We start from the raw sequence: 25,445 nt of genomic DNA on the forward strand, positions 1-25,445 counted from the left end.
CGTCCGGGAACCGAGATTCCTAGCGGCGGCGCCGACCGACCGCTCAGACCGCGCCGGTGACCGACAGGTACTGGACCGCGAACTGGACGGCGTTGTACGCGCCGTGCACGGCGACGGGGACCACGAGGTTGTCGGTGTACTCGTACATCGCGCCGAGGCCGACGCCGAGCAGGCCCGCGACGGCGACGTACACGAGCCGCTCGGCCGGGGTGCCGGTGCCGGCGACGTAGTGGAGCAGCCCGAACAGCAGCGAGGCGCCGGCGACGGCGCCGGCGGGGCCGAGCGCCCGCTTCAGTTCCCCCTGGACGACGCCGCGAAAGAGGAGCTCCTCGCCGACGGCGACGGTGAGGAACGACAGCGGGATCATCAACAGGAAGTACGCCGGCGGGTTCTCCAGCGCGCGGTTCGTACTGGGCGCGAGGCCGACCGCGGAGAACGCGAACAGGATGGCGTACCCCGCGGCGATCAGGCCGACGGAGCCGCCGACGGCGACGACCGCGTCGCGGGCGGTGGGCCGGCGGACCCGAAGCAGGTCGAGGTCGCCCGCGTAAAACAGGAACACGAGGGCCGCGACCGCGAAGCCGGCGACGTTGCCGACGGTGACGAACGCCGCCGTCGCCGCCGAGTCCGCGCCGAACCCCAGCGCCAGCGCGACCCACTCGAACGCCGGCACGAGCGCCGACGCCGCCACCAGCCCCGAGACGATGGCGAGGACGGCCTGTCCGACGCGGACGGCGACCTCGCGCCCCTCGACGCTCCCGCCGGGCGGGCCGAGCTCGACGTTCACCTCACTCCACCTCCAGCCGCCGCTTCTCGCTCACGGCGTCGGCCTCGGGGAAGTCGCCGCCGCCGAGGAGCCCCCGCGCGGCGTTCTTCCCCCACTCGACCGCGGGCTGGGTGAACGTCGAGACGCCGGCGAGCTCGCCGTACAACACCGTGGCGGCCTCCATCCCGTACAGCAGCTCGCCCAGCCCGTGCTCGTCGACGCGGTCGAGTTCGACACGGACGTTCTCGCGCCCGGCGGCCGCGAGGCTCGCCTCCGTCGCGCGGAACTCCGCGTCGAGCAGTTCGCCGAGCGACGAGCCGCCGAGGTACGAGAGTCCCTCCAGATCCGTCTCCGGGATGGCCACGTCGTCGGCCTCGCGGGGTCGCACGAGCGTGACGAGTTTGTCGGCCGGCCCGGCGCGGTACAACTGCAGTTGGCTGTGTTGGTCGGTCGCGCCGAGCGCGCGGGCGGGGGTCTGCCCGTGCTCGTCCTTGCCGAGCGACTCCGCCCACAGCTGGGCGAACCACTCGGCGAAGCGTTCGAGCGACTCGGCGTACGGCATCACGGCGTTCGTCACGGCGCCGCGCTCGGCCAGCGCGTACGTCGTCGCGCCGTAGGCGTACGCGGGCGACTCGTACAGCGAGCCCGCGAGGCGGTCGGCCTCCGCCGCGGCGCCCGCGAGCAGCGCGTCGAGGTCGGCGCCCGCGAGTTCGGCCGCGAACAGCCCGACGGTCGACAGCGCCGAGAACCGGCCGGGGACGCCGTCGGGCACGTCCAGCGCGGGGAGGTCGTGCTGGTCGGCCATCGCCCGGAGGTTGCCCGACGCGCCGGTGGTGACGACCGTGCGCTCGGTCCAGTCGACGCCGGCCGCCTCCATCGCCTCGCGGACCACGAGGAAGTTCGACAGCGTCTCCGCGGTCGTCCCCGAGCGGGAGACGACGTTGACGACCGTGCTGGAGAGGTCGACGTCGGCGAGGATCGACGCCACCCACACCGGGTCGACGTTGTCGAGGTACCGACAGTCGAGGTCGCCCCCGAGCGCGTCGGTGAGCGTCGCGGCGCCGAGAGCGCTGCCGCCGATGCCGACCGTGAGCAGGTGGTCGGGGTCGAAGCCGGCCGCGGCCGTCCGGATCGCGTCGGGGTCGCACGTCTCGGGGAGGTTCAGGGCGGCGTAGCCGTGCTCGCTGTCGGCGCGGCCCCGGGCGATCCGCTCGTGGGCGTCGGCGACGCGCCCGTCGAGGGCGTCGAGGTCCTCGCGCGCCAGCCCGAGGTCCCCGTCGAGCGCGTTGCCGATGTCGACGTACATACCCGAACGCCCGGTCCCCGCCGGCAAAACCCTGCCGTCCGGTCCACGGGGGCGCCGTCGCCGACCCGCCGGCCGCCGCGCCCGGGCGTCGCGGGCCGCGGACGCGGCGCTTAACACCGCCGCGGCCCAACGTCGGCCGATGACCGACGAGGCGACGTCCGAGGCCACGTCGGCGGCCGACGCCGACACGAGCACCGGGGGCGACGACGGGTACCGCGGCGTCTTCGGCGCGTTCCCGTACGCCTTCCGGGCGAGCGAGTCGCTGGCGTTCAAGTCGTACGTCGTCGTCGGCGGGCTGGCGGCGGCGCTGCTGTCGCTGCTGTTCGCGCTGGCGCTCGTCACGCTGTTCGGCGCGACCGCGCAGGCGCGCTTCTCCATCGTCCGCGCGTTCTACGTCGTCGTCGCGCTCGGCGCCGTCGCGCCGACGGTCGCGCCGGTGCTGCTCGTCGCCCGGGCGCGCCGCCGCGGGACGCCCGGCCGCTCGGGCTACGAACTGGGGCTCGCGCTCGCGGGCTACCTGTTCCTGTTGTCGCTGTACCTCGGCACCGTCGCCGCGCTCCCCGAGACGTTCGTCCTCGACGGGGAGCCGACGACCCGACCGCCGCCGACCGGGGCGTTCGCCCCGGCGATCGAGGTGCTGTACGCGCTGCCGCGGGCGGCGGGCCTCGCCATCCCCGCGGCGGTCGCGCTGTTGATCCCGTTGGTGTACACTCTCCGGCGCTGAACGGCGGCGGTCGACGTCCCGCCCGTCACGAAACGCGCAAAAGCCTCCACGACCTACCGCGCCCCATGACCGACCGAGACCCCGACGACTCCGAACTGGACGCCGTCCGCGACGCGCTCGCGGCGGCGACCGGCGACGCCGGCCCGGCGGACACCGCCGACGGCGAGAAGGACGCGACGTTCCTCGTCACGCACGCGGACGACGACTCCGCCGTCCTCCGCGACGTGGCCTCCGGGCAGGTCCACGCGCTGTCCTCGAACCCCGGCGTCGAGGAGGGGGAGGCCGTCGAGGGGACCGTCGCCCCCGACCCGCCGATGAACGTCTCGTGGCAACTGGTCGAGGTCCACGAGCGCCGCCACATCGCGGTCGAGGCGAGCGACGAGTCGCCGACGAGCCGCTCGGTCGACGTCGCCGGCGACCAGCCCGTCGGCGACCTCACCCGCCTCGAACGCGCCGGCACGGGCGAACTCCACGTGATCACCGTCGCCGAAGCCGACACCGAGGACGCCGTCGAGGACGTCCTCGCCGACGCCGAGACCGCACGGGCCCGCGCGGCCCGCCTCGGCGTGAACCGCGTCGAGGTCCGCTCGGCGCCCGGCGTGGTCGTGATCCGGTACATGCCCTGACCGCCGGATCGAACGGGACAGCTCTTCTCGTCGCTCACGAACGGCTTCGCGCCGAGCGACCGGTTTCGACCGATAAACTCCATCCCACGATACCGAATCCTCTCGTGCGCGGGTGGGGTCCGCGGCTCGGCGTCGCCGCGAGGAGCGGCGAACGCCCCGAATCCGCCGCGTTCGGCAGGTCGAACGCGCCGCCGCTCGCGGGCTCGTCGGGCACGGGTTCGACCCGGTCGCGTTCGGTCGGGCTCCGGTCCCGTTCGGCCCGGGGTCGGTCGCCGTCCGCGTCGCCTCCCGCCCCCGGCCCCGTCGGTCGGGCCCGGAGCCCGCGGGTCGCCCCGACGGACGCACCCGGGGTCCGATCCGACCGTGACCGGCGTCGACCGTCGGGCCGCGGGACGGCTACTCCGTCGGCCCGGCCGCCGACTGCACGCGCCAGCCGCCCGCGACGCTGCCGCGCCGCTCGACCAGTTCGATCGCGGTGTCGTCGCCGACGCGGCTCCCGCCCTCGACGGCCTCGACCCGGAACGTGAGGTCGAGCGAGTCGCCGCAACAGCCGACGTCGACGAACTCCGCCCGCTCGTCGCCGACGCGGGGCGCGTCGAGCATCCGGCGCAGGTAGTTCCGGTAGCGGTCGGTGCCGATCTGGTCGCGGCCCCACTCGCTCAGGCCGTCCGGGAACGAGAGCACCACGCGCGTCGCCTCGGGACTCATGTCCGCGCGTACGCGCCGCGGGACCATCGGCGTGTCGGCGGCGTGCGCGACCGACGCCGATCCCGTCGACACCGCCGACGGCGACCGGCTCGCAGAGCGGCCGTCGTTCGGCTCGCGGGGATTCTGTATCGCGGGGAGGGGTTTACCGACGGGCCGACCCGGGGCAGATCGGAGTCGTCCCGGCGGTCTCGACGGCGTGTGCGGATCCCGGACGGGCGTCGATCGGCGCCGTCGACCCACGAGACCGGCTGAAACCCCGGCAGCCCCGAAGAAGAAGGCTTATTCGGCGCGCGGGGGGAGCGGCACGCATGGCTCGATTCGAGGTACCGGAGGTCGACTACACCCGGTACGACAACCGGCAGCTCGCCGCGGTTCCGCTCGCGGTGTTGGCCGTCGCCCTCCTCGTCATCGGCGGGTTCTACGTGACGACGGGCGCGCCGGTCGACCCCGGGTTGGACTTCGTCGGCGGCACCGAGCTCCGGCTCGGCATCGACGCGTCGGAGGAGCAGGCACGCGAACAGATCGCCGGGGCGTTCGCCGCGACGCCCGACTCGGTCCAGCGGATCCAAGGCGAGAACGTGTACGTGGTGACCTTCGAGGCGTCGGAGGCGACCGCGGGCGAGCTCGAGGCCCAGGCCGAGGACGCCGGGTTCGCGGTCCGGTCGGTCGACTCGGTGTCGGCCTCGTTCGGCTCCGGCACACAGACGCAGGCGCTGCTGGGCGTCGCCGCGGCGTTCGTCGGGATGGCGGCGCTCGTGTTCGCGATGTTCCGGACGTTCGTCCCCAGCATCGCGGTCGTCGTCTCGGCGTTCTCCGACATCGTGATCCCGGTGGCGCTGATGAACCTGCTCGGCATCGAACTCACCCTCGGGACCGTCGCGGCGCTGCTGATGCTGATCGGGTACTCGGTCGACTCCGACATCCTGTTGAACAACCACGTGCTCCGGCGCTCGGGTGACTTCTACGAGTCCACCCACCGCGCGATGCGCACCGGCGTGACGATGACGCTCACGTCGCTGGCGGCGATGGCCGTGATGGCGATCGTCGCGACGCTGTTCGGCATCGGCCTGCTCTCCAGCATCGGGATCATCCTGGTGTTCGGGCTGACGGCGGACCTGATGAACACGTACCTGCTCAACGTGTCGCTGCTTCGCTGGTACAAGTACGAGGGGGTGGCCCGATGAGCGCCTGGGAGACGATCAAGGACAACTGGCGGGTCGTCCTCCTCGTCGCGATGCTCGTGTTGTCGACGGTGTTCCTGTTCGCCCCCGGCATCGGCGGCGCCTCCGGCGGCGCGACCGCGAACGGCACCGCCGACGGCGCCGGCGGGCCCTGGCCGAGTCGGCCGGGTTCACCAACCTCCAGTACGGGCTGGAACTGTCCGGCGGGACGCGCATCCGCGCGCCGCTGGCCGGCGTCCACGCGACCGGCGTCGACTTCGGCGGGCAGAACGTCTCGACGGTCGAGGCCCGCGTCGCCGCCCAACTGTCCGGCGTCGACGTGACCGACGTCACCGCCCGGCCGCCGGGCACCTACACCCAGCAGGACGTCACCCAACAGACCGCCACGGTGGAGCTGACGACCGAGAACGCCACCACCGACGACCTCGCTGGCGCCCTCGACGCGGCCGGCTACGGCTACGAGGAGGTGCAGGAGGGCGTCACCGACGTGACGATCCAGCAGGCGGTCGTCGTGCTCCGGTCGAAGGTGAACGAGGCCGGCCTCTCGGGCGGCTCCGTCCGCACCGTCGAGAGCGGCGGCGAGAACTTCGTGCTCATCGAGGTGCCCAACGAGGACCGCTCGGAGGTCGTCGACCTCGTGGACTCGCGCGGGACCGTCCGCATCGTCGTCTACCACCCGGTGCAGCAGAACAACACGACGACGTACGTCAACACCACGGCGATCACCCAAGAGCAGTTCCAGAGCGTCGGGACGGCCCGGCAGAACGACGCCGGCGGCGCGTTCGTCCAGGTGGCCGTCCGCGAGGACGCGGCGCCGGGCGTCCGGCAGACGTTCGTCGACACCGGCGTCGCCCGGCAGGGCGGCAGCGAGTGTCGCTACGAGTCGAGTCCGCAGTCGACCGAGCCGTGTATCCTCGTCGTCCGCGACGGCGCGGTCGTCTCCTCGTTCGGCATGGACGGCGGGCTCGCGTCCACGATCCGCTCGGGCGAGTGGGTGAACAACCCGACGTTCATCCTGACGACCGGGCAGGGCCAGGAGGCGTTCCAGCGCGCACAGGAGGTCTCGGTCGACCTGCGCGCCGGCGCGCTCCCCGCGCCGCTGGCGCTCGACGAGGGGACGACGACCACCGTCACCGCCTCGCAGGGCGCGTCGTTCCGCACCGACTCGCTGATCATCGGGCTGCTCGCGGTGTTCACCGTCGCGGGCGTCGTGTTCCTCCGTTACGGCCGGCCGCAGGTGGCCGCCCCGATGGTGGTCACCGCGCTGTCCGAGGTGGTCGTGCTGCTCGGGTTCGCGGCGTTCATCCGCTACCCGCTGGACCTGTCGGTCATCGCGGGCTTCATCGCCGTCATCGGGACCGGGGTGGACGACCTCGTCATCATCGCCGACGAGGTGATGAGCGAGGGCGACGTGAACTCCCGGCGCGTGTTCCAGTCGCGCTTCCGCAAGGCGTTCTGGGTCATCGGCGCCGCAGCCGCGACGACGATCATCGCGATGTCGCCGCTGGCGGTGCTGTCGCTCGGCGACCTGCAGGGCTTCGCCATCTTCACCATCCTCGGCGTGCTCGTCGGCGTGCTGATCACCCGGCCGGCGTACGGGGACATCCTCCGCGTGCTGCTGACCGACCGCTGAGGTCGGGCGCGGGCCGACGCCCCGCCGCGGAACACTTTTCGGGTCGCTCGCGTCGCCGGGAGCGTGCCCTCCGACGACGGCCGCGGCCCCGCCGAGCCGACGACCCGCGACGCCGACGGCGACGCGACCGACGCCGCCACCGACCTGACCGAAGCCGACGTCGAGCGGATCGTCCGCCGCGTCGTCCGCGAGGAACTCGACCGGGCGGACCGGTCGCGCGGCTCGTCGCCGTGGACGGTGCTGGCCGGCGTGTTCGTCGGCTTCGCCGTGATCCTGCCGCTCTCGGCGCTGGTCCTCTCGTCGCTGCTCGACGTCGGGCTCCCCGTCGAGGCCGTCGGCGTGCTCGCGCTCCTCGCGTTCCTCGCGCTGGTCGCCTACGGCTGGCGGTTCCCGCCGTTCCGCTGAGCGCGACTCCGGATCGTCGCGCTGTCTGGCGATTCGACTGTCACGGAACGGACGTCCCGAACCCCCCGACGGGGGTGCGACTCAGAACTCGTCGAGCGCCGACTGCTCGTTCGCCGCGAGCAGGTCGTCGCAGGTGGACCACGACCGGCGGGCGCACGCCGGCAGGTCGCCCTCGCGGGCGACGTACTCGCGGAGGAACGCGCGGGTGGTCGGGTCGGAGGGGTAGCCCGACCCGATCCCGTCGTAGCCGCGGCTGCGGTACTCCTCGTCCAACGCGGCGACGACGCGGTCGCGCTCCACCTTCGCGACGACGCTGGCGGCGGCGACGACGGGGTGCGACTCGTCGGCGCCGTGTTCGGCCGTCACGGCGACGCTCGCGCCGGGGTGTGTCTCCGTCCCCCGGCGACCGCGTCGGCGACGCGGCGGGCGAACCGCGACTCGCTGGTGTCGCCGGCGTCGACCACGGCGTCGTCGCCGTCGCGGGCGACCTGCGCCAGCGCCTCGGCCTGTCCGGCGACGGTGAGCGTGTTCATGTCCGTGTCGGGCGCGTCGATGCGCTCGACGGCGACGTGGGCGACCGCGACGGCGACGCGGTCGTCGTCGCGGAGGGCGGCGTCGAGTTCCTCCCTGCGCGCCGGCGTGAGGCGCTTGGAGTCGTCGACGCCGTCGGGGATCGCGGCGGGGTCGGCGCGGACCGCGCCGGCGACCATCGGGCCGAGGACGGGTCCCTTGCCGGCCTCGTCTGCGCCGAGCATGGCTGGGGGTCACCGAGGGACGGCAAAAGCGTACGGTTCGCGGTCGCGCCGGCGGGTCGGCGGGTCGGGGGGTCGGTTACGCCTCGGCGTCGGCGGCGTCGTCGCCGCGACCGTCCTCCAGGAAGTACTCCGGCTGTTCGAACGCCTCCGCCTCGCCCTCGACGGCGAGCACGTCCAGCGCCGTCACCACCGCGTCGACGCCGAGCAGGCCCGCGAGGCTCGGCTCCGTGCGCCCCTCGTCGCCGCTGATCAGCTCCTTGATGTAGAGGCCGCCGTCGCCGTGGACCTCGACGGTCGCGTGGCGCGGGTCCTCCAGCTCGGCGGTGACCTCGTGGGCGACGCGGGTGCGGGTCATCGACGCCCGACGGTGGTCGACGCGGTTCGGGGTGTACTGCTCGACGGTCGCGCCGTCCAACTCGGCGACCGCCGCCGCGAGGTCGTCTTCGCTCACGTCGCCGCCGAACTCGACGGCCGCGCGGTAGCGCTTCGTCGCGTCGAGCTCCTTCACGCGGGCGACCATCTCGTGGCTACACAGCCGCAGCCCCTCGACCTCGACCTTCCCGTCGGCGAAGGCGTTGATGTCCGATTCGAGCCGCTGTACGTCGATCTCGCGGCGGCGCGGCTCGTCGACCTCGATCACGAACGGACGGCCCGTCCCGAGCATCAGCGCGTCAACGTCCTCGCGGCCGGCGCCGTGGAACGTCGAGTCGACGCCCTCCATCACCTCCTCGACGACGGGGGCGGTGAGCTGCTGGACGCTCTCGGGATACAGGTAGCCCGAGCCGTCGCAGGTGTCGCACGGCTCGCGGCCCTGTCGTCCGGAGCCGCGGCAGTCCGAGCAGGGCCACTCGGTCTGGGGGATGTCGCGCTCCAGCTTCCGGTAGCGGCCGTACACGTGCGCGGAGTTGACCGTCGCCTCGACGCGGTCGGCGTCGACGTCGAGGAGGAACTGGACGTGCGGGCGGTCGAAGTCGACCTCGGTGCCGGTGACCTGCCCGACGCGCTTGCCGACCTCGCGGTTCAACTCCTTGCGGAGCGGTTCGCCGGCGTCGGGGTCCATCCCGGCGTCCTCGCGCAGCAGGCGGTCGTTCTCCTCCGCGAGCGGCGGGACGCGCGTCCCGACCTGGTAGGTGGCGTACTCGTAGTCGGCGACGGCGTCGGCGGCGCGCTCGGCGAACTCGTCGACGCGCTCGAACACGCCCTCGCACACCCAGCAGTCGTCCGTGGCGCCCGGCTCGAAGTCCGCGTCGTCGGCGAGCGCGACGGCGACCCGGAGGCCGCGGCCGCGCTCGTGGTTGCCGAGGCCGAACGAGCGCTCGGCGAACGGGCGGCCCAGACAGTGGTCACACAGCGGGCCGGTCGCCAGCAGCGCCCGAGCGGTGTCGAGCACGTCGGCGAAGCCGGGCCCCTCGTCGGCGTCGGCGGCGGGATCGCTCATGGCGGTGCTCGTCGCGGCGCGCGGTAGGCCCTTTCGGTCGCGACCGAACGGGCGAGTCGCGGTCGTCGTCGCCGTCGCTCGCGGGCGAGCGGTCGAAACCGGGGTTCGCGGCGCTACTCGCCGGCGACGGCGGCGCCGTCGGCGCTATCGGGCGGGACCGCCCGCACGGCGGTGACCGTCACGTCGTTCACGCCGAACGTGTCGGCGAGCGCGTCGGCGACGGTCTCGGGCGTGTCGCCCGCGTCGGCCGCGAGCGACACGGTCGCCTCGGCCTCGACCGTGAGGTCGTTGAGGCCGGGCTGGAGGCCGCGGATGTCGAGCGTCTCGACGGCGGCGACGGGGTCGGCGCGGCGGAGCTTCGTCTCTGCGCCCTCGGCGAGGTCGCCGGGGGCCGAACGGGACACTGCGATCGTCATGCTGGCGTCGGCCAGTCGGTGTCGGTGGACCGACATAGACTCCCTGCGCGGCTCGAACGCGCGTGCAGGCCGGCCCGTGGGAGCGGGGCGGCCGCGCGACTGCGGGACGGTCGGGGAACCTGAACGGTGGACGGGACAAGGGTGCGTCCGCCTCCGCTCGGGTCGACCCCGAGAACCGTCGCCGCGTCACGCGGCGATGGAGGCGGACGGTACGAGCGTCGGAGCGGAGGTCCCCTCGGCGCCGTCGACGCCGGCTCCGGTCCGGTTCGCGTCGCCGACGGCGGCGAACGCGGGGGCGGACCGGGCGGCGACCGCGGCGAGGGCCGTGACCGACGACATCGCGTACCCGTCGCTGCCGTGTGCGGGGCAGGCGGCGAGTGCGATGTGGTCGGTCATGCGTGGCCTCCGACTCTCGTCGTGTCCGATCGCTGAATGGCACAAGGTTTAATACTTCCCCCACATTGCGAGCGATTGGCACGCAGGGAACCGCCCAGCGGCGGCCGTATCCGTTCGGCGACACTCTTATGTGACCGAGTTGAGTCTGCGTTAGCGGGATGCCGGAATCGTATCGTGGGCCCGAGACTGGTGACTCTCGGTTGCCCGACGCAGACCGCGGTGGTACAACTCGGTCGAACACGAACTACGGCGGTTCGGGGGCGATCGCGGAGCGAGCGCGCCAGTGACGACGACGCGACGCGAGCGCGAACGCTCCGACGAACAGCACGCGGACACGGTCGACCCCGACGAGGTGGACGAGGCGGACCTCGTCCGCACCGACGACGGGGAGCTGATCCACGAGCCGACGGGCCTCATCATCGAGGAGGACAACGTCGACCGCGGGCCCGAGTGGCGCGCGTTCAACGCCACCGAGCGCGACCGCAAGAGCCGCGTCGGGTCGCCGATGACCCAGACGATGCACGACAAGGGGCTCACGACCAGCATCGACTGGCGCAACCGCGACGCCAGCGGCCGCCAGCTGTCGGCGGAGAAGCGCTCGCGGATGGAGCGCCTCCGCACGTGGCAAGAGCGTATCCGCACGCAGGACGCCGGCGAGCGCAACCTCCAGTTCGCGCTCTCGGAGATCGAACGGATGTCCTCCGCGCAGGGCGTCCCGAAGTCCGTCCGCGAGGTCGCGTCGGTGATCTACCGGCGCGCGCTCTCGGAGGACCTCATCCGCGGGCGCTCCATCGAGGCGATGGCGACGGCGAGCCTCTACGCCGGCTGTCGCCAGGAGGGGATCCCGCGCTCGCTCGACGACTTCGTGAGCGTCGCCCGCGTCGAGCGCCGCGAGATCGCCCGCGCGTACCGCTACATCTCCGGCGAACTGAAGCTGGCGCTGAAGCCGGTCGACCCGGTCGAACACGTGCCCCGCTTCTGTTCGGAGCTGAACCTCCCGGAGGCGGTGAAACGCCGTGCCACGCGGATCGTCGACGAGACGACCGCGCAGGGCCTCCACGCCGGCAAGTCGCCGACTGGGTACGCCGCCGCCGCGATCTACCTCGCGTCGATGCTGTCCGACGAGAAGCGCACCCAGTCGGAGATCGCCGACGTGGCGGACGTGACGGTCGTCACCGTCCGCAACCGCTACAAGGAGCAGATGGACGCCGTGGACCTCGGCTCCCTGTAGGCGGGCGGTTTCGTCGTTGATTCTCGGACGGCCGACGTTATATACACCGAGACGGTCGCCCGGTGTAGAGACGTGGTGCTGGACACACAGTTCGAGACGCTCGCGTCGGCGGTCCCCGCCGACAGACACCTCGCGGTCCTCCGTCGCGACGGCGGGACGCCGCTCGACTCGATGCTCCGCCGCCTGTTCGCCGACCAGCCGGTGTCGGTCGGCGCCGACGCCGCCCGCGGCGCCGCGGCGACGACCGACGCGGACGACGTGGCGGTGCTCGTCGAGGACGGCGAGGTGCTGGCGAGTTCGCCGCTCGCGGCGCTCGAGCGGGCGGTGCTGCTCGTCAACTCCGACCTGTACACGACGGGGACGCTCCCGCTCGCCGACGCCGACCTCCCGGCGGTCCTGACGGAGTTGGCGGACGTCCCGTTCCGCCTCCGGGGGTACCCGCTGGCGCACAAGGAGAAGCTCCTGTTGATCGCGATGAGCCGCCAGATCGAACTGCGCGCCGCCCGCGCCGGCGCCGGGGAGATCCACTCGTCGTTCCAACAGCTGTCCCGAATCGACGACGAGGTCGGCACGCGCCGGACGTACCGGCGGCTCGCCGCCTCCGGCGCGGCGGTCCACGTGTACGGCGAACCGGACTGGGACCCCGAGTCGGCGCTCGACGTCACCGCCCACACCGGGTACGGCGCCGGCTACAGCGACTCGTGGTTCGTCGTGTTCGACCCGCCCGCGGACGCGGTCGGCCCCCACACGACGCCGGTCGCCCTGCTGGCGCTGGAGACGGAGCCGCGCGTCTGGCGCGGGATCTGGACGTTCCGCCCCGAGGCGGTGGCGGAGCTGGCCGCGGTGATCCGCCGCGAGCTGTGACGACGCGTTTCGAACCGAAACGCTTTGCACGGGATCGGCCGACCGTGTGCCAATGAGCGACACGACAGGCGACGGCGGGAGCGTCGTCGTCCGCGGCGGGACGGTCCACACGCAGACGGAACGGGGGACGGTCGAGGGCGACGTGCTCGTCGTCGACGGCGCGGTCGCGGCGGTCGGCGACGTCGACGCGCCCGCCGACGCCGTCGAGGTGGACGCGACGGGGATGCAGGTGACGCCCGGCCTGATCGACGCCCACAGCCACGCCGGGATGGCCGAGTGGGGCGAACCGGAGGACGGCGACTTCAACGAGGGGACGAGCGCGACGACACCGCACGTCAACGCCCTCGACGGCTTCCACCCGCGCGACGAGGAGCTGCAGGGCGCGTTCCGGAACGGCGTCACCACCGTCTCCGCCCGGATGGGGTCGGGCAACGTCATCGGCGGGATCATCTGCTCGATGAAGACGTACGGGGACGTCGCCGACCGGATGCTGATCGCCGAGGACGGGATGAAGGCCGCGATGGGGGAAACCCCAAGCGCTTCCACGGCGAGCGCGAGGGCCGCCAGCCGTCCACCCGTCCGGGCGTCGCGGCGACGCTGCGCCAGGAGTTCATGGCGACGGAGGACTACATCGAGCGCCGCGAGCACGCCCGCGAGCACGGCGAGCCGTTCGAGCGCGATCTGGGCCGCGAGAACCTCGCCAGAGTGATCGAGGGCGACCTCCCGCTGCGGGTGCACGCGCACCGCTCGGACGACATCGTCACCGTGTTCCGCATCGCCGAGGAGTTCGGCATCGACGCGCTCTCGATCGAACACGCCACCGAGGGCCACGTGATCGCCGAGGAGTTCGCCGACCGCGACGTGCCCGCCGTCGTCGGCCCCTCGTTCTCGTCGGCCTCGAAGTACGAACTGCGCAACATCACCTTCGAGACGCCGGCGATCCTCCACGAGGCCGGCGTCACGGTCGCCATCCAGACGGACGCCCCCGTGATCCCGCAACGACACCTCGACGTCTGCGTCGGCCTCGCGGTTCGGGCGGGGTTCCCCGAGGCGGCCGCCCTCGACGCGGTCACGACGAACCCCGCCGAGATCCTCGGCATCCGCGACCGCGTCGGCGACCTCGCGGCGGGCACCGACGGCGACCTCGTCGTGTGGGACGGCCCGTTCCACGAGATGGGGACGCGCAGCCGGTACGTCGTCGTCGACGGCGAGGTCGTGTTCGACCGCGAGCGCGACGACGTGGACCCGCGCGAGGAGTACGCGTGGTGAGCGGGGCGCGAGCGTAGCGAGCGTCCCGAACCCGCGGCGGCGGTGCGTTCGCGCGGCCCGCGCCGTCCGGGCGGACCGAGCGGTCGACCGCCCCGGCGCCGTCCCGACGGCCCAGCACGCGTACCCCCCGACTTCGACTCCGGACCGCCAGACGTGACCGACCCGACCCACCCACCCGACACGGACCCCGACGACGAGCGGTACACGGAGTCGCAGGTGCGGACGGTCGTCCTCAGCCTCGTCGCGGGCGTGTTCTTCGGCGGGATGGGGGGCGGCGTCGCGTTCCCGACCATCCCCGCGCTCGGGAGCGTGCTCGGCATCGCGCCGTTCCTCGTCGGCGCCATCCTCTCGATCAACCGGTTCACGCGGCTGCTCATGTCGACGCCGGCGGGCGACGTGCTCGACCGTCTCGGCACCCGCCGGCCGATGATCGCGGGGTTCGCCGTGCAGGGACTCGTCCCGTTCGGCTACCTCGTCGGGCTGAACCCCCCGCTGGGGCTGTCGGCGGCGACGGTGTTCCTCGTCTCGCGGGCGGCGTGGGGGATCGGCTCGGCGTTCGTGTTCGTCGGCGCCTTCTCGACGGTGACGCACGTGACGACGCCCGCGAACCGGGGGCGGTGGGTCGGCTACATGCGCGGCGGGCAGAGCCTCGGGTTCCCGACCGGGCTCGTCCTCGGCGGCGTCGTCACAGACCTGTACGGCTACGCGGAGGCGTTCGCCGTCGCCGGCGCGGCGGGGCTGTTCGCCGCCGCGGTCGCGTACCGCGTGCTCCCGAACGTCACCCCGGACACCGACGGCGGGAGCCGCCTGCGCGACGTCCCCGCCCTCGTGCGCGCGGACCCCCGGATCGGCGCCGTCGGCGCGGTGAACTTCACGATCCGGTTCCTGTACGCGGGCGTCCTCCTGTCGACGGTCGTCCTCTACACCGCCGAACACGACATCTCGCTGGGCGGGCTCGCCGGCACGGGCTCCAGCGGGGTGGTGATGGCGGTGTCCGTCGTCGCGCTGTCGGCGTCGAACCTCGCGGTCGGGCGGCTCTCCGACAGGCTCGGCCGGACGACGACGGTCGTGCCGGGGCTGGCCGTCTTCGGCGCGGGGTTCGCGCTGGCGGCGCTGGTGCCGACGACCGGGGGCGTCCTCGCGGGCGTCGCGCTCGTCGGCGGCGGCGCGGGGCTCGCGGGCCCGCCGCTGCTCGCGTACCTCGGCGACATCGCCCCCGGCGGCGACGTCGGCAAACTCGGCGGCGTGTACAACGTGTTCGGCGATCTGGGGTCGACGCTCGGCCCGCTCGTGGCGCTCCCGCTGGCGTCGGCGATCGGGCTGTCGGGCGAGTACCTCGCGTGCGCCGGGCTGGTGGTCGTCGCCGGAGCGATCGCGGCGACGACCCTACGGGACGACTCGACGGCCGACGAGTCCGCCGTCCCCGGGGACTGACGCCGGCCCGCGACGCGTCGCGACCCGACCCGGTCGTCGGGTCGGCTGTCGCCCCGCTCCGCCCCCCGTCCCACCCCGCCTCGAACCGGCCACCGGCGTCGGGAAGGCCAAGGCTTACGCGACGGCACCGACGAGGCCCGGTATGACGCTGCTTTGCACCGGCTACGAGCCGTTCGGCGACCACGACACCAACCCCGCCGGCGAGACGGCGGCGGCGCTCGACGGGCGCACGGTCGCGGGCCACGCGGTCGTCGGCCGGACGCTCCCGGTCGCGTTCGACCGCGCGGGCGAGGAACTCGCCGCGCTGGTCGACGAGCACGACCCGGCCGCGGTCGTCGCCACCGGCCTCGCGGCGGGCCGGGCGGCCGTCTGCGTCGAGCGCGTCGCGATCAACGTCGCCGACACCGTCGGCGTCCCCGACAACGACGGCGCGGACCCGGTGGACGAACGGCTCGACCCCGCGGGCGCGGACGCCCGCCTCGCGACGCTGCCGGTCCGCGAGACGGTCGCGGCGTGTCTCGACGCGGGGGTGCCGGCGCGGGTGTCGAACACCGCGGGCACCCACCTCTGTAACGCGATCCTCTACCGGGCGCTCGCGCTGCTCGACGGGACGGACGTGCCCGCGGGGTTCCTCCACCTCCCGGCGACGCCGGCGCAGGCGGCGGCGACGGCGCGCGACGGGGAGGCCGCCCGCGGCGGGAGCGTGCGCCCGAGCCTCCCGCGGGGCTGGACGAGCGGGCGGTGGAACTCGCGTTCGAGACGGCGCTGGGCGCGAGCGACTGACCGCGAGAGCCGGGGACCACCGCGACCGCGCGTGCGGGCTACTCGGCCTCCTCGGAGGCGGTGCCGCCGTCGGCGACCGTCTCCTCGGGGCCGTCGCCGTCGACCGCCGGCGACACCACGGGCGCGTCGCCCGCGAGGGCGCGCCGGCCGGCCTCGGTGATCCGGTAGATCTGTTCGCCGGTGGCGGCCTCGAGGAAGCCGCGCTCGGTCAGCGTCGCGATCCGGCGTTCGACCAGCGGGATGTGGAGCCCCGTGTTCGCCGCCACGAGCGCCGGATAGTCCGCGCCGCTCTCGCGGAGGTGGCGGAGAACGCGCTCGTCGGCATCTGAGAGATCGATCGGTCGGGGCATCTTTTGCGTCATTCGATAGCACGACACAAGAAGTTGACGGGCCGCGGGCGTGGTCGCGGGCGGTCCCCGCGCCGCCCCGCGGTTTCGGCGGCCGGCCGCCGGTGCCGGTACGGGGACGCGTCGGCCGGGACCCCGGGACTCAAGACGGACGCGTCGAACCACGGGGTATGCGACTGCCGAACGCGGCCGTGGGCGACGCACAGACGAGCGGGTTCGGGTGGGACGTCCTCACCGACCTCGTCGACGTGGGGAGCCGCATGGCCGGTCAGGAGGGGGAGCGTCGCGGGGCCGAGGTGGTCCGCGACGCCTTCGAGCGGGCGGGCGCCCGCGGGGCGCGGATCGAGGAGTTCGACATCCCCGGCTGGTGGCGCGGGTCGTCGTCGCTGACGGTGCACGAGCCCCACGAGCGCGTCCACGACGGCCGACAGGACGTCCTCGCGCTGCCGGGCTGTCCCGCGGGCGAGGCGACCGGCCGGGTCGTCGACGTGGGCGACGGCACCTACGAGGAGTTCGAGGCGCGAGCCGACGACCTCGACGGCGCGGTCGCGATGGTCTCCTCGGACACGCCCGAGGAGGTCGACCGCTGGATCCACCGCATGGAGAAGTACGTCAACGCCGCCGACCACGGCGCGGTCGCGTTCGTGTTCCGCAACCACCTCGACGGCTCGCTCCCGCCGACCGGCGAGGTCGGCTACCACGAGCGCCCCGGCCCGATCCCGGCGGTCGGCGTCTCCCGCGAGGTCGGCGAGCGGCTCGCGCGCTACGCCGAGGAGGGCTGCGAGGCGACCGTCGCGGTCGACTGCCGCAACGAGCCCGCCACGTCGGTGAACGTCGAGGCCGAGGTCGGCCCCGACACCGACGAGGCGGTGCTGCTCACCGCCCACGTCGACGCCCACGACATCGCCGACGGCGCCAACGACAACGGCGCGGGGTCGGCGCTCGTCGCCGAGGTCGGCCGGCTGCTCGCGCGCGAGGACGTGGAGCTGGACACCCGCGTCCGGCTGGTGACGTTCGGCTCCGAGGAGATCGGGCTGTGGGGCGCGCACCACTGCGCGGAGACGAGCGCCCTCGACGACGTGAAGTGCGTCGTCAACCTCGACGGCGCGTGTAGCTCGCGGACCCTCCGCGTCGGCACGAACGGCTTCGAGGAGCTGGGCGCGGTGTTCCGCGCGGTGACGAACGACCTCGACGCGAGCCTGTCGACGGACGACACCATCGCCCCCCACGGCGACCAGTGGGCGTTCGTGCAGGAGGGCGTCCCCGCGGCGATGACCTCGACCGCCTCGACGCAGTCGGGGCGCGGCTGGGGCCACACGCACGCGGACACGCTCGACAAACTCGACTCCCGGGACCTCCGCGACGTGGCGGTGCAGGTCGCGGAGGCGGTCGCACGCTTCGCCGCCGACGAGGTGGAGACGCCCCACATGAGCCGGACGGAGATGCGCGACGCCATCGACGCCGGCTACGAACAGGAACTGCGGATGGGCGGGCGCTGGCCGTACGACGACGCGGAGTGACGCTCCGACCCCGACCGGCTCACGTCCGGCCGTCGCCGAGGAAGTCCGCGAGGTCGGCCATCACCTTCCCCTCGGCGCGCGCGAGGTGCTCCCACGTCGTCGTGGTGCCGATCCCCAGTTCCTCGGCGATGTCCTCGATCCCGGCGCTCTTCTCGTGGCCGTAGTACCCCGCCCGGATCGCCGCCCCCAGCGCCTCGCGCTGCCGGGGGGTGAGGTCGTGGATCGCGCCGGCGGTCTCGAACCGGGTCGACGGCGTCACCTCCTGCATCTCCAGTTGCCTGACGAGCTCCACCTCGTTCCCGCGGTCCTCGATCGCGTCGATCACCGCCGACAGGTCGTCGTCGGCGTCGAGGTACAGCGTCCACCGCTCGTACCCGCCGGTGATCACGGTGCCCGTCCGGTAGTGGAGCCCGAGCCCGGCGAGCAGCTCCGCGATGCTGTCCCACTCGGGCACGTTCACGGTGAACGCGACGAACACGGTCGCCTCGCCCAGCGGCGTGATCGGCTCGGCCTCGACGACCGGGTCGCAGGCGGCGAACGTCTCGATGAAGCCGCCGACGTCCGCGGGATCCCCGGTCAACTCGACGATCCGCTTCCGTTCGTCCCCCCGCCCGGTCATCGACGAGACGGACCGCATCGTCACCCCCGGGTAGCGCTCGGACGCGGCCGTCTCCGGCTGTCCGACGTGCTTGATCCGGAGGGTGACCTCCCGCATCGGTCGGACCGCCCCCTCCCCGCCGCGCTCCGCTCCCATGCCCGTGTGTAGCGTGGGGCGAGCATATCAGTCTTCCCGAGCGGGCGGTCGCCGCCCGCACGGCGGGCGCTCGCGCCGGCCGCCCGCGGCGTCGTCGCACGGCGCCGCCGCGTGCCGCGAACCGACGGGCCGCGCCGGCACCCGAAACTATCCGGCTCAGCGTTTTCGCGGGTCCGTCGGCGATCTGTGCACATGAGCGACCCAGATATCGATCGATTCGCGTCACGGCGGTCGACGGTGTACGGACAGCGCGGCGTCGTGGCGACGAGCCAGCCGCTGGCGTCGCAGGCCGGGATCTCCGTGTTGGAGGACGGCGGCAACGCGTTCGACGCCGCCGTCGCCACCGCGGCGGCGCTGAACGTCGTCGAACCCACGTCGACGGGGCTGGGCGGCGACGTGTTCGCGCTGTACCGCACCGCCGACGGCGAGGTCGGCGCCATGCGCTCGTGCGGGCCGGCGCCGGCCGACGCCACCATCGAGAACGTCCGCGAGGCGGTTGCCGAGGAGGAAGACGCCGACCCGGCGGACGCGGAGATGCCCGCCACGGGCGCCCACGCGGTCACGGTGCCGGGCACCGCCCGCGGCTGGGAGGCGACCGCCGAGCGCTTCGGTCGCAAGTCCCTCGCCGACCTGCTCCGGCCGGCGATCCGCTACGCGACGGAGGGGTACCCCGTCTCGGAGGTCGTCTCCGCCCAGTGGCAGCACGGCGAGGAGCTGTTCGAGACGGACCACGCCCGCGACGCGTTCCTGTTCGACGGCGAGGCGCCCGACGTCGGCCAGCACGTCACGCTCCCGAAGCTCGGCGCGTCGCTGGAGCTGATCGCCGAGGAGGGCGCCGACGTCGTGTACGAGGGGGAGATCGCCGAGCAGATCGCCGGCGAGGTGCAGGAGCAGGGCGGCTTCATGACGGTCGACGACCTCGCGGCGTTCGAGCCGGAGTTCCCCGAGCCCGTCTCGACCACCTACAACGGGACGGAGGTGTACGAACTCCCGCCGAACAACCAGGGGCTCATCGCGCTGGAGGCGCTCAACATCGCCGAGGAGCTGGGCGCCGCCGAGTACGACTACGACTCGCCCGAGCGCGTCCACTACTTCTCGGAGGCGCTGAAGCTGGCGTTCCACGACGGCCACCGCTACATCACCGACCCCGAGTTCGAGGACCACCCGCCGCTCGCGAGCAAGGACTGGGCCGCGACGCGCGCCCAGGAGGTCGGCGAGGAGTGCAACGACGACGTGACGTTCGGCGTCCCCGACGCGAACGCCGAGGACGCCGACACCGTCCTGCTGTGCGTCGCCGACGACGAGGGCAACGTCGTCTCGTACATCAACTCCCGGTTCGCCGGCTTCGGCTCCGGGCTGGTCGCGGGTGACACCGGCATCGCGCTGCAGAACCGCGGCGCGTCGTTCTCGCTCGACTCCGACCACCCGAACTCGCTGGAACCGGGGAAGCGCCCGTTCCACACCCTGATCCCGGCGCTGGCGGACTTCGCGCCCGACGACGACGCCCGCGACGACTGGGCCGCCTTCGGCGTCATGGGCGGCTACATGCAGCCGCAGGGCCACGTGCAGGTGATAGCCAACCTCGTCGACTACGACCAGCCGCTGCAGGCGGCGCTGGACAGCCCGCGGTGGCGCTACCGCGAGGAGGGGAGTCTCGCGCTGGAGCCGCAGTTCGACGGCAACACGGCCGCGAAGCTGGTCCGCAAGGGTCACGACGTGAAGACGCTCCCGCCGGCGCTGTTCGGCGGCGCCCAGATCGTCCGCACCGAGGACGGCGTCCTCTCGGGGGCGACCGAGCCCCGCAAGGACGGCAACGCACAGGGGTACTGAGTCGCCGAACCGACATCCTCATTCGGCCGTCGTCCCTTCTGGCTCGCGTGCCACAGTCCCCGCGCGGCCACGAGGACCGCGACCGCCTCGGCTTCGACGAGACGCGCGACTACCTCGGCACCGCCGTCGGCGCGCTCCTCCCGGCGCCGCTGGTCGCCCGCGGGCTGACGATCGCCGTCGAGACCGACCGCGAGGTGTACGCGCCGGGCGACCCCGTCGCCGTACGGGTCGCGATCCGCAACCGGCTCCCCGTCCCCATCGCGGTGTCGACGCCCTCGCGACGGCTGTGGGGGTGGGAGGTCGACGGCGCCCTGGAGGCCAGCGAGGAACCCCGCCGGGACCCCGGCGGCTCGGGGACGCTCTCCTTCCGGGCCCGGGAGCGCAAGACCCACGAGTGGACGTGGGACGGGCGCGTGACCCGCCGCGACGGCCGCCGGACGCGGTCGACGCCGCTGTCCCGCGGCGACCACGAGATCCGCGCGTTCGTCGCCACGCGCCGGGAGCGCCCGGCCGCGCGGACGACGATCCGCGTGGAGTGACGGCGCCGCCGCTCGGCGCACGACGGACGGGGAGAAGTCGCCGCGAGCGGCGGCGCCGGGCTCAGTCGTCGGCCGGCGGCGACGCGGCCACCGAGTCGCGGTGGAGGTGGCAGGCGGCGAAGTGCTCGCCGTCGCCGATCTCCGCATCGACCGAGTACGACGGCTGCTCGGTCGCACAGATGCTCGCGTCGGCGAACGTGGACACGAGCCGTTCGCTCGCGACCTCCCACTCGCCGGCGGCGACGCGGTCGATGGCGTCGTCGACGACCGACCCCGCGCTCCCGGCGGGCGTCCCGCCGGGGAAGAACGCCGCGCGCACCTCCGCGCGGTCGTTCGGGTCGAACGTCCGCCGTTTCACCGCCCGGGTGAACTCCCTGACGGCGGCCCACTCGTCGTCGCTCAGCGAGAACTCGTCGGGCTGGATGAGCTTCGGGCACCGCGTGCGGAACCGACAGCCGGACGGCGGTTCGATGGGCGAGGGCACGTCGCCCTCGAGCACGCTCCGGGTGCCCGACGCGCGCGGGTCGGGCACCGGGATCGAACCCAACAGCGCCTCCGTGTACGGGTGTTTGGGGTGCTCGAACAGCTCCTCGGTGTCGGCGAGTTCGACCATCTGCCCGAGGTACATCACCGCGACGCGGTCGGAGATGTGCCGGATGACGCTGAGGTCGTGCGCGATGAACAGGTAGGTGAGCCCGAACTCGTCTTGGAGAGCTCCTGCATCGTGTTGAGCACCTGCGCCTGGATCGACACGTCGAGCGCCGACACCGGCTCGTCGCAGACGATGAAGTCGGGGTTGACCGACAGCGCCCGCGCGAGGTTGATGCGCTGGCGCTGCCCCCCCGGAGAACTGGTGGGGGTAGCGGTTGTAGTGGTGCGGGTCGAGGCCGACCTTCTCCAGCAGTTCGCGGGCACGCTCCTCGCGCTCGCCCTCGTACAGCCCGTGGGCCTTCATCGGCTCCTCGACGATGGGGCCGACCTTCATCCGCGGGTCCAGGCTCGACTGCGGGTCCTGGAAGATCATCTGCATGTCGCGGCGGCACTCCCGGAGGTCCTTCCCGGACAGCTCCGCGAGGTTGTCGCCGTTGAAGTACACCGCCCCGTCCGTCGGGTCGACCAGCCGGAGGATGGTGCGCGCGAGCGTCGACTTCCCGCAGCCGGACTCGCCGACGAGGCCGAGCGTCTCCCCGCGCTTCACGTCGAAGCTGACGTCCTCGACGGCGCGCACGGGCGGCTCGTCGAAGAACGTCGACAGCATTCCGTCGGACTGACTGAAGTGCTTCGTCAGCCCCTGCACGCTCAGGATTGTGTCGTCGTCCACGGCGGCCGCGCCGTTGCCCGCGGGGTCGGCGTCACTCATCGCGGTCACCCCCGGCGGCGCCGGCGGCGTCGCGCGCGTCCTCCCCGCGCAGCCCGCGAGCCCGCCGGCGAAGGCGCCGGTCGCCTCCGTCTCCAGCGGCTCGCTGTGTTCGTAGCCGACGTTCTCGTACTTGATGCACGAGACGGCGTGCGGCTCCCCCCCGGCCTCGCTCACGTCGTGGAACTCCGGGTGGAACTCCTTGCACGCCTCGCGGGCCTCCGGACACCGCGTGTGGAACCGACAGCCCGACGGCGGGTTGATCGCCTCGGGCATCACGCCCTTGATCGGGTCGAGCGCCTCGACCGACCGGTCCGGGCGCGGCATCGACCGCAACAGCGCCTCCGTGTACGGGTGTTTGGTGTCGTAGAACAGGTCGTCCACGTCGGCTTCCTCGACGACCTCGCCGAGGTACATGACGTTGACGCGGTCGCAGATCTCGGCGACGACGCCCATGTCGTGGGTGACCCACAGGAACGCGGTGTCGTACCGCTTCTGGAGGTCGCTGACGAGGTCGAGGATCTGCCCCTCGACGGTCACGTCGAGCGCGGTCGTCGGCTCGTCGGCGATGATGAGCCGCGGCTCACACGCCAGCGCCATCGCGATCAGCACGCGCTGGCGCATCCCGCCGGAGAACTCGTGGGGGTAGTCGTCGTAGCGGACCTCCGGCTCCGGGATGCCGACCTCCCGGAGCATGTCGACGGCGATGGTCTTCGCCTCGGAGGCGCCAACGTCGCGGTTCAGCTCGATGAACTCCCGGAGCTGGTCGCCCACCTTGAACACGGGGTTGAGCGACTCCATCGGGTCCTGGAAGATGATCGCGATCTCGCGACCGCGGATCCGCTCGCGCATCGCCCGGTTCGACAGCATCTCGTCGGACTGCTCCATGCGGCCGTCGGGGGTCTCGACGATGTCGACCAGCTTCTCCCCGTCGAAGGTGACGGTGCCGTCGACGATCCGCCCGGGCTCCTCGACGAGGCGCATGATCGACTGGGCGGCGACGGACTTGCCGGCGCCGGACTCGCCGACGAGGCCGACGAGTTCCCCCTCGTGGACCTCGAAGTTCACGCCGTCGACCGCGCGGACGGTGCCTTCCTCGGTGAAGAACTGGGTCTTCAGGTTCTCGACTGTGAGTAGTGGTTCGGACATCAGTTGTTGATACGGGGGTCGAGCGCGTCGCGCAGGCCGTCGCCGAGGAGGTTGAAGCCGACCACGGTGATGAGGATCGCCAGCCCGGGCCAGATACTGAACCACGGGTCCGGCAGCATGTAGTCGCGCGACTGCGAGAGCATCTGGCCCCACGACGGCGTGGGCGGCTGTGCGCCGAAGCCGAGGAACGACAGCCCGGCGACGATGAGGATCGCCAAGCCGATCTGGAGCGTCGCCTGCACGAGCACGGGGGCGAAGCTGTTCGGGATGACGTGCCGGAAGATGATGTTCCGGTCGCGTACGCCGGCCGCGCGCGCGGCCTCGATGTAGTCCTCCTCGCGCACCGACAACACCCGCGACCGGATGAGTCGGGCGAACGTCGGGATGTTCGCGATCCCGACGCCGATCATCGCGAACGTGAGGTTGCGGCCGAACGCGACCATGAACACGATGACGAGCACGAGGAACGGGATGGCGTACAGCGTCTCGACGGCGCGCATCAGCACGTCGTCGATGCGGCCGCCGTAGTAGCCGGCGACCGAGCCGACGATCATCCCGAACACCAGCGAGATGGTCGTCGCGACGACGCCGACGGAGATGGCGATCCGGGTGCCGTAGAACAGCCGCGCGAGGATGTCGCGCCCGCGGTCGTCGGTGCCGAGCGGGTGTGCCCACGTCCCCTCGCCGAAGACGTTCGTCGTCATCGCCGGCGGCAGCAACTGCGAGGCGACCTCGGCGTTGGGGCTCACCCACACCGCCTGGGCGATGGCGTACTGTTCGACGCCGAACAACGGGAGGACGAGCTGGTCGAGGAAGGCGACAGCCGCCACGAGCGTCGCGACGCCGATGATCGCCAGCCCGGCCAGCGCCGTCGGGTCGCGACGGACCTGCTTGACGGTGTAGCGCCACCCGACGTTCGCCGCCGGCTGGTCGTCCTCGGCGTCGACCGCCTGCGGTTCGCCGTCGGTTCGACCGTCGGTGTCGGTAGTGGTCGCCATCAGTCGGCCTCCTCGAAGGTGACGCGCGGGTCGATGTACGCGTACGAGAGGTCGGTGAGGATGACCCCGACGACGAACACCAAGCCGAGCACGAGCGTCGTGCCGACCACCAGCGCGAAGTCCTGGTTGTTGATCGCGGTGATGATGAGCGTCCCCATCCCGTTGATGGAGAAGACGGTCTCGGTCAACACCGCCCCGCCGATCGCGCTGGTGAGCTGGAGGCCCAGCAGCGTGATGAGCGGGAGCTGTGCGTTACGGAACGCGTGCTTGCGGAGGATCGTCGACTCCTTGACGCCGTAGGCGCGCGCGAGCTTCACGTACTCCTCGCCGAGCACCTCCAGCATCGACGAGCGCTCGATCCGGGTGAGCGCCGCCATCTGGAGGGTCCCCAGCGACAGCGTCGGCAACACGAGGTGGTGGAGCGACTTGAGGATCACGTCCGCCCGGCTATCGACGCCGACCTCCTCGAGGGGGGCCCACGGCAACACGAGGTTCGTCGCCGGGAACCAGTTCACCTGGTAGGAGAACAGGATGATGAGGACCAGGCCGATCCAGAACGACGGCGTCGAGACGCCGAGCAGCGCCACGATCCGCGCGACGTGGTCGGTCGGCTTGTTCCGGCGCTGTGCGGAGATGATCCCCAGCGGGATCGACGTGGCGATGGCGAACGCGAAGCTCGACACGAGCAAGAGCACGGTCACCGGCAGCCGTTCCATGATCTTCTGGGTGACGGGGACCTCGTAGTACAGACTCGTGCCCAGGTCGAGCTGTACGACGTCCCAGAGGTAATTCAGGTAGCGGAGCCACAACGGCTGATCGAGCCCGTACTTCGCACGGATGGCGGCGGCCTGCTGGGCACTTGGCGACGGCCCGAGCATGATGCTCACGGGGTCACCCGGCATCGCCTCCATGAGGAAGTAGGTGATAGTGACGACTCCCAGCAGTACCGGAATCGCCTGTAGGATCCGTCGGATCGTGTACTGTGCGCGTCCCATTTGTCTCTACTGGTGTATGGC

General features: G+C 72.6%; 21 protein-coding genes and 3 pseudogenes. 13 read left to right on the forward strand and 11 right to left on the reverse strand.

Features of this window, described 5'->3' with window-relative positions:
• Positions 1 to 43 precede the first annotated feature (43 nt).
• On the reverse strand, positions 44 to 787 hold the full coding sequence (locus P0R35_RS14030; protein ID WP_284013040.1) for a CPBP family intramembrane glutamic endopeptidase: 744 nt from the start codon (positions 785 to 787) through the stop codon (positions 44 to 46).
• Between the two features lies 1 nt (position 788).
• Positions 789 to 2,072, reverse strand: a complete 1,284-nt coding sequence (locus P0R35_RS14035; protein ID WP_284013041.1) for a phosphoglucose isomerase-related protein — start codon at positions 2,070 to 2,072, stop codon at positions 789 to 791.
• A gap of 139 nt (positions 2,073 to 2,211) precedes the next feature.
• Here P0R35_RS14035 and P0R35_RS14040 point away from each other — a divergent pair, with 139 nt between their 5' ends.
• On the forward strand, positions 2,212 to 2,796 hold the full coding sequence (locus P0R35_RS14040; RefSeq protein ID WP_284013042.1) for a DUF8056 family protein: 585 nt from the start codon (positions 2,212 to 2,214) through the stop codon (positions 2,794 to 2,796).
• Positions 2,797 to 2,861: 65 nt separating this feature from the next.
• Positions 2,862 to 3,422, forward strand: coding sequence for a DUF5812 family protein (locus tag P0R35_RS14045; RefSeq protein WP_284013043.1), 561 nt, complete (start codon positions 2,862 to 2,864; stop codon positions 3,420 to 3,422).
• 396 nt (positions 3,423 to 3,818) lie between these two features.
• On the opposite strand, the gene P0R35_RS14050 is transcribed toward P0R35_RS14045, so the two are convergent.
• Positions 3,819 to 4,130: a DUF7968 family protein gene (locus P0R35_RS14050; protein WP_284013044.1), complete on the reverse strand. Its 312-nt coding sequence runs from the start codon at positions 4,128 to 4,130 to the stop codon at positions 3,819 to 3,821.
• A 308-nt stretch (positions 4,131 to 4,438) separates the two neighbouring features.
• Here P0R35_RS14050 and secF point away from each other — a divergent pair, with 308 nt between their 5' ends.
• The 3 genes and pseudogenes from secF (at position 4,439) to P0R35_RS14065 (ending at position 7,349) form a co-directional block, all read left to right on the forward strand.
• Positions 4,439 to 5,314 carry a protein translocase subunit SecF gene (secF, locus tag P0R35_RS14055; protein WP_284013045.1) on the forward strand — a complete coding sequence of 292 codons (876 nt, stop codon included), beginning with the start codon at positions 4,439 to 4,441 and terminating at the stop codon, positions 5,312 to 5,314.
• Positions 5,311 to 6,944: pseudogene (locus tag P0R35_RS14060) on the forward strand (MMPL family transporter). The gene secF and the pseudogene P0R35_RS14060 overlap by 4 nt, the downstream one beginning before the upstream one ends.
• A gap of 63 nt (positions 6,945 to 7,007) precedes the next feature.
• Positions 7,008 to 7,349 carry a hypothetical protein gene (locus tag P0R35_RS14065; protein ID WP_284013046.1) on the forward strand — a complete coding sequence of 114 codons (342 nt, stop codon included), beginning with the start codon at positions 7,008 to 7,010 and terminating at the stop codon, positions 7,347 to 7,349.
• An 81-nt stretch (positions 7,350 to 7,430) separates the two neighbouring features.
• On the opposite strand, the pseudogene rnhB reads toward P0R35_RS14065, so the two are convergent.
• From rnhB to P0R35_RS14085, 4 genes and pseudogenes are all read right to left on the reverse strand, one after another.
• Positions 7,431 to 8,104: pseudogene (rnhB, locus tag P0R35_RS14070) on the reverse strand (ribonuclease HII).
• Between the two features lie 76 nt (positions 8,105 to 8,180).
• Positions 8,181 to 9,542, reverse strand: coding sequence for a tRNA pseudouridine(54/55) synthase Pus10 (locus P0R35_RS14075; RefSeq protein ID WP_284013047.1), 1,362 nt, complete (start codon positions 9,540 to 9,542; stop codon positions 8,181 to 8,183).
• Positions 9,543 to 9,655: 113 nt separating this feature from the next.
• On the reverse strand, positions 9,656 to 9,958 hold the full coding sequence (locus tag P0R35_RS14080) for a hypothetical protein (protein ID WP_284013048.1): 303 nt from the start codon (positions 9,956 to 9,958) through the stop codon (positions 9,656 to 9,658).
• Positions 9,959 to 10,144: 186 nt separating this feature from the next.
• Positions 10,145 to 10,354 (reverse strand): hypothetical protein, encoded by a 210-nt coding sequence (locus P0R35_RS14085; protein ID WP_284013049.1) that lies wholly within the window; start codon positions 10,352 to 10,354, stop codon positions 10,145 to 10,147.
• Between the two features lie 283 nt (positions 10,355 to 10,637).
• Between P0R35_RS14085 and P0R35_RS14090 the strand changes: the two genes are divergently transcribed.
• From P0R35_RS14090 to P0R35_RS14115, 6 genes and pseudogenes are all read left to right on the forward strand, one after another.
• A complete protein-coding gene (locus tag P0R35_RS14090) occupies positions 10,638 to 11,585 on the forward strand; it encodes a transcription initiation factor IIB (RefSeq protein WP_284013050.1) in 948 nt (315 codons plus the stop codon).
• Positions 11,586 to 11,660: 75 nt separating this feature from the next.
• A complete protein-coding gene (locus P0R35_RS14095) occupies positions 11,661 to 12,449 on the forward strand; it encodes a DICT sensory domain-containing protein (RefSeq protein ID WP_432765052.1) in 789 nt (262 codons plus the stop codon).
• Between the two features lie 52 nt (positions 12,450 to 12,501).
• Positions 12,502 to 13,718, forward strand: a pseudogene (locus P0R35_RS14100) (amidohydrolase family protein).
• 153 nt (positions 13,719 to 13,871) lie between these two features.
• Positions 13,872 to 15,152, forward strand: a complete 1,281-nt coding sequence (locus P0R35_RS14105; protein WP_284013052.1) for an MFS transporter — start codon at positions 13,872 to 13,874, stop codon at positions 15,150 to 15,152.
• Positions 15,153 to 15,294: 142 nt separating this feature from the next.
• Positions 15,295 to 16,095: a pyroglutamyl-peptidase I gene (locus tag P0R35_RS14110; RefSeq protein ID WP_284013053.1), complete on the forward strand. Its 801-nt coding sequence runs from the start codon at positions 15,295 to 15,297 to the stop codon at positions 16,093 to 16,095.
• Between the two features lie 357 nt (positions 16,096 to 16,452).
• The gene (locus tag P0R35_RS14115; RefSeq protein WP_284013054.1) at positions 16,453 to 17,802 is read left to right on the forward strand and encodes a M28 family peptidase; all 1,350 of its coding nucleotides are present in this window, start codon (positions 16,453 to 16,455) and stop codon (positions 17,800 to 17,802) included.
• Between the two features lie 19 nt (positions 17,803 to 17,821).
• Here P0R35_RS14115 and P0R35_RS14120 read toward each other — a convergent pair whose 3' ends face one another.
• Positions 17,822 to 18,556, reverse strand: a complete 735-nt coding sequence (locus tag P0R35_RS14120) for a helix-turn-helix domain-containing protein (protein ID WP_284013055.1) — start codon at positions 18,554 to 18,556, stop codon at positions 17,822 to 17,824.
• 192 nt (positions 18,557 to 18,748) lie between these two features.
• Here P0R35_RS14120 and ggt point away from each other — a divergent pair, with 192 nt between their 5' ends.
• A complete protein-coding gene (ggt, locus tag P0R35_RS14125; protein ID WP_284013056.1) occupies positions 18,749 to 20,386 on the forward strand; it encodes a gamma-glutamyltransferase in 1,638 nt (545 codons plus the stop codon).
• 47 nt (positions 20,387 to 20,433) lie between these two features.
• Positions 20,434 to 20,925, forward strand: coding sequence for a DUF7974 family protein (locus P0R35_RS14130; protein ID WP_284013057.1), 492 nt, complete (start codon positions 20,434 to 20,436; stop codon positions 20,923 to 20,925).
• 61 nt (positions 20,926 to 20,986) lie between these two features.
• On the opposite strand, the gene P0R35_RS14135 is transcribed toward P0R35_RS14130, so the two are convergent.
• Genes P0R35_RS14135 through P0R35_RS14145 form a run of 3 tightly spaced genes read right to left on the reverse strand, consistent with a single transcriptional unit; the run spans position 20,987 to position 25,424 of the window.
• Positions 20,987 to 23,431 carry a dipeptide ABC transporter ATP-binding protein gene (locus tag P0R35_RS14135; protein ID WP_345782750.1) on the reverse strand — a complete coding sequence of 815 codons (2,445 nt, stop codon included), beginning with the start codon at positions 23,429 to 23,431 and terminating at the stop codon, positions 20,987 to 20,989.
• Positions 23,431 to 24,429, reverse strand: a complete 999-nt coding sequence (locus P0R35_RS14140) for an ABC transporter permease (RefSeq protein ID WP_284013058.1) — start codon at positions 24,427 to 24,429, stop codon at positions 23,431 to 23,433. Before P0R35_RS14140 ends, P0R35_RS14135 begins: the two co-directional genes overlap by 1 nt.
• A complete protein-coding gene (locus tag P0R35_RS14145) occupies positions 24,429 to 25,424 on the reverse strand; it encodes an ABC transporter permease (RefSeq protein ID WP_284013059.1) in 996 nt (331 codons plus the stop codon). The genes P0R35_RS14140 and P0R35_RS14145 overlap by 1 nt, the downstream gene beginning before the upstream one ends.
• Positions 25,425 to 25,445 lie beyond the last annotated feature (21 nt).

It is taken from the genome of Halobaculum litoreum, assembly GCF_030127125.1.
In the GTDB taxonomy this organism is placed as follows: Archaea; Halobacteriota; Halobacteria; order Halobacteriales; family Haloferacaceae; genus Halobaculum; species Halobaculum litoreum.

Bases quoted from the DNA above. Each gene is read 5' to 3' on its own strand.
- P0R35_RS14115 (WP_284013054.1), top strand. From the start codon at position 16,453: ATGCGACTGCCGAACGCGGCCGTGGGCGACGCACAGACGAGCGGGTTC.
- P0R35_RS14075 (WP_284013047.1), bottom strand. From the start codon at position 9,542: ATGAGCGATCCCGCCGCCGACGCCGACGAGGGGCCCGGCTTCGCCGAC.
- P0R35_RS14120 (WP_284013055.1), bottom strand. From the start codon at position 18,556: ATGGGAGCGGAGCGCGGCGGGGAGGGGGCGGTCCGACCGATGCGGGAG.
- P0R35_RS14050 (WP_284013044.1), bottom strand. From the start codon at position 4,130: ATGAGTCCCGAGGCGACGCGCGTGGTGCTCTCGTTCCCGGACGGCCTG.
- P0R35_RS14040 (WP_284013042.1), top strand. From the start codon at position 2,212: ATGACCGACGAGGCGACGTCCGAGGCCACGTCGGCGGCCGACGCCGAC.
- P0R35_RS14135 (WP_345782750.1), bottom strand. From the start codon at position 23,431: ATGTCCGAACCACTACTCACAGTCGAGAACCTGAAGACCCAGTTCTTC.
- P0R35_RS14080 (WP_284013048.1), bottom strand. From the start codon at position 9,958: ATGACGATCGCAGTGTCCCGTTCGGCCCCCGGCGACCTCGCCGAGGGC.
- P0R35_RS14045 (WP_284013043.1), top strand. From the start codon at position 2,862: ATGACCGACCGAGACCCCGACGACTCCGAACTGGACGCCGTCCGCGAC.
- P0R35_RS14140 (WP_284013058.1), bottom strand. From the start codon at position 24,429: ATGGCGACCACTACCGACACCGACGGTCGAACCGACGGCGAACCGCAG.
- ggt (WP_284013056.1), top strand. From the start codon at position 18,749: ATGAGCGACCCAGATATCGATCGATTCGCGTCACGGCGGTCGACGGTG.
- P0R35_RS14145 (WP_284013059.1), bottom strand. From the start codon at position 25,424: ATGGGACGCGCACAGTACACGATCCGACGGATCCTACAGGCGATTCCG.
- P0R35_RS14035 (WP_284013041.1), bottom strand. From the start codon at position 2,072: ATGTACGTCGACATCGGCAACGCGCTCGACGGGGACCTCGGGCTGGCG.
- P0R35_RS14110 (WP_284013053.1), top strand. From the start codon at position 15,295: ATGACGCTGCTTTGCACCGGCTACGAGCCGTTCGGCGACCACGACACC.
- secF (WP_284013045.1), top strand. From the start codon at position 4,439: ATGGCTCGATTCGAGGTACCGGAGGTCGACTACACCCGGTACGACAAC.
- P0R35_RS14085 (WP_284013049.1), bottom strand. From the start codon at position 10,354: ATGACCGACCACATCGCACTCGCCGCCTGCCCCGCACACGGCAGCGAC.